We start from the raw sequence: 3047 nt of genomic DNA on the forward strand, positions 1-3047 counted from the left end.
CCCCGAGCCTTTTTCTCGAACGGGAATCCGAAAACCACCCTCCCACCTGCGACTTCGTCACCTCAACCGCCCAACGCGCCAGGATCGCCCGCGCGCCCCAAAAACCCGACTTGTCTCACTTTGCTCCGCCCTGAACCGCGTCTTGTCCAGTGTTTGTTGGGTATTTGTTGGGCAGCGTTGGGCCGCTCACACCCCCTCCCACCTGCCCAAACCCGCCGACGACGCAGGCCCACCCAGCCTCGGATACGCCGCGGGCCCCGCCAGATGGCGGGGCCCGTCTGCGTTGCCGACGCTCAGCGGAAGAGCTTGGCCTCGATGGTGAGCAAGTGACCGAGGTCCCGCCAGAGCCGATCGCCCGTCACGGCCGGGAGGCGAAGCCGTTCGGCGACAGCCAAACAAACGGCGTCAGCGAAAGCCAAGGTGCGGCCGCGGTGACGGTCCTTCTCCTGGTAGGACAGCTGGACAAGTTCGCCAGCGCGGACTGCGTCGATAGTAGAAAAGTCGGTGACGACCTGGAGGCCAAGGGCCTCCAGGTCACCGACAAGCTCCTTCGGGGACCGCGCGTACCCGCGGTTGAGGCTGTGGCGGACGACCTCGGCGAGGTTGACACTCGTGACGGCGCCGTACGGGATGACCCGATCGACGACGTCGTGCCCCTCCTCCCCGAAGATCCAGGCCAGCAACGGGGACGCGTCGAGTACGGCGCGGGGGGTGCTCACAGTTCGAGACTCCTCAACAATTCCTTGCCAGGATCCTCAGGACCCAGGCGCTCTCCGGCGACCACGGAGTCGCGGTCACCGTGTTGGAGGAGGTCGTCACGACGTACGTCGCCGTCGCGACTGGCGCGAACGTCAGCCACGGCGTCGTATGCCGTTCCGGCAGGGGCAGGCGTGGCAGCCGCGCGGATGCGCGCCTTGACCGTCGCAACACTCTCGACGATCACCACACCATCGCCTCCAGACCTGACGATGACCTCTTCCCCTTCAGTCAGACCTGTGTCGCGCTGGATGGCGGCCGCGATGGTCACCCTCCCGCGCGGACCGACGCGGGTCTTCGTCGGTGCGGTCATGTGTTCCTCTCCCTTCGGCACCTCGCGGGTTGGCAACCCCCACGCCATGGATTGGCGTCCGCAGGCGCGGGGGGCGCCGGTACCTGCCCCCCACTATACAGGATGTGACACGAGACGGATTTCGTGTCACGGATCTACTTTCGCCCCCCAGGGTCGTCATGGGAGCTGGCCGACGGGGGCCCCTCCCACCTGCCCAACCCCGCCGCGATCCGCTCGTTGGCCTGCTCCGTACCGCCGTCCAGGCACTTGGCGTAGACCCGGAGCAGCACCGCGACCGTCTGCCCGGCCCGCCGCGCGACCTCGGTCGGGTCGACGCCGGAGTTCAACCAGAACGACACGCACGCGTGGCGTAGGTCATACGGGCGCTTCCCGAGCGGGGACTCGACCTGTGCCGGTGTGAGGACGGACTTGCGCGCGTCCCGCCACTCGTCGCCGTACGCGCTGTCCTGCACCGGTCCCCCGATGGCGCTGCGGAACAATCGGCCGTCCGCGGCGGTGCCGTACCGGTAGACGTGCCACCGCAGCATCGCCACGAGTTCGGGCGGGATGGGCACGGACCGGATCACGCCCTCGTCGCGTGCCTTGAGTTGCCGGTCGTCGTGCGCTTGACCGCTGTCCGTCCACGCGCGGCCAGCGCGGGAGCCGGACCTCTTGAGGTTAAGGACGCCCCACCCGCGCTTCGGAAGCTCGCAGTCGACGAGCCGCAGACGGACAACCTCGCTCGTACGGGCAGCGGCGAAGTACATGCACCCGAAGAACGCCGCGAGGTGTCGGCCGCGGCGGCTCTGCCCGTAGACCTCCCGGAGCAGCGCGCGGGCCTGTCGAGGGTTCACCACACAGGCAGGCTCGACCTGCCGGGCGTTGCTGGAGTGGTCCCATTGCACCCGCTCCAGCGGGTTTTCGGTGAGGCGGTTCTTCTCCAGCGCGTAGCCCACGGCGTTGCGGAACACGGCCCTCTTGCCCTCGAAGGTGTCCTTTGCGGCCTTCTTGCCATCGAGCTTGAGGCTGAACGCGGTCAGCAACCCGCGTACGACGCCGGCGTCTTGCAGCGCGCTCATCGGCAACGAGTGCTGCGCGACCCAGTCGAGGCAGCGTCTGACATCCTCGGGCGGCTCCTGGTCCCACCGGCTGACGTTGAACCCCCAGACGTACAGAGCGCGACTCAGCTCGCGCTTTGAGGGCCCGCCAGTCTGCTTCGCCAGCAACTCCGCAGACGCGCTTGCGAGTCCCTTCGCGAGCTTCGTACGCGCGGTCGCCGAACTCCTCGGCCACTTCATCGCGGCGAACTCTCGCGCGTGGACGTACCAGGAGACGTCAACCAGCTTGCGGGCCTCGGACATCGGCAGCCCTGAGACCTCGTCGAACGGCTCGCCGCGGTTGACCGCGCTCAGCAGCTCGGAACGGCGGCCGTCCGCGAGGGTCTTGTTGCGGTACGTCTCCTCACAGCGCTTCTGCCCCACCTTCCACAGCACTTCGGCGCTCTTCTGCCCGCGGTCGGTGCGCTGCCGCACAGCCCAGATGCGGACCTTGAACGTCGGCTTGAACAAGGCTCGTCCTTTCATGACGAAGGCCGGGTGCGGCGAACCGCACCCGGCCTGATGAACAACGTTGATCCAGTTGTCTGGGCTCGTCAGCCCTCCAAGCCGTCCCACCAGACATCGATGTCGGCCTGGAGGAAGCGGAGCTGACCGTTCGGGAGCTTCTTGTACTTCGGTCCCTTGCCCTTGGCGCACATGCGGTAGAATGCGGCGCGGGAGATGTCCAACTCGGCAAGCACTTCACGGAGTTTCAGTTGCTTGGGGCGGCTCAAGGGTCGCTCCTTCGGATGCGTGATGACGTGGTGGGTGCGTCGTGCTCCGGCTCTTCGCCGGAAAGTGCGCTACATCCGCTACTGCCGCTACATCGCAGGTCAGAGCCATGTTCGGCGTAGCGGATGCGTGGCACGTAGCGGATACGTTGCCGCTACGTAGCGGGGGGG

At 67.2% G+C, this 3047-nt stretch carries 4 protein-coding genes; all 4 read right to left on the reverse strand.

Translation table 11 applies throughout. The features are described 5' to 3' along the window. Nucleotides 1-293: 293 nt before the first annotated feature. The 4 genes from ACRX5S_RS17650 to ACRX5S_RS17665 all read right to left on the reverse strand — a co-directional run bounded on the left by ACRX5S_RS17650 (nucleotide 294) and on the right by ACRX5S_RS17665 (nucleotide 2879). Nucleotides 294-719 (reverse strand): PIN domain-containing protein, encoded by a 426-nt coding sequence (locus tag ACRX5S_RS17650; protein ID WP_436773891.1) that lies wholly within the window; start codon nucleotides 717-719, stop codon nucleotides 294-296. Beyond that, a complete protein-coding gene (locus ACRX5S_RS17655) occupies nucleotides 716-1069 on the reverse strand; it encodes a hypothetical protein (RefSeq protein ID WP_436773892.1) in 354 nt (117 codons plus the stop codon). Before ACRX5S_RS17655 ends, ACRX5S_RS17650 begins: the two co-directional genes overlap by 4 nt. Nucleotides 1070-1203: 134 nt before the next feature. Beyond that, nucleotides 1204-2616 (reverse strand): tyrosine-type recombinase/integrase, encoded by a 1413-nt coding sequence (locus tag ACRX5S_RS17660; RefSeq protein ID WP_436773893.1) that lies wholly within the window; start codon nucleotides 2614-2616, stop codon nucleotides 1204-1206. An 83-nt stretch (nucleotides 2617-2699) separates the two neighbouring features. Then, a complete protein-coding gene (locus tag ACRX5S_RS17665) occupies nucleotides 2700-2879 on the reverse strand; it encodes a helix-turn-helix transcriptional regulator (protein WP_436773894.1) in 180 nt (59 codons plus the stop codon). Nucleotides 2880-3047: the final 168 nt, after the last annotated feature.

The organism is Yinghuangia sp. YIM S09857, from assembly GCF_051388915.1.
GTDB lineage: Bacteria > Actinomycetota > Actinomycetes > Streptomycetales > Streptomycetaceae > Yinghuangia.

Coding starts and splice junctions, on each gene's coding strand:
- ACRX5S_RS17655 (WP_436773892.1), bottom strand. CDS start 1,069: ATGACCGCACCGACGAAGACCCGCGTCGGTCCGCGCGGGAGGGTGACC.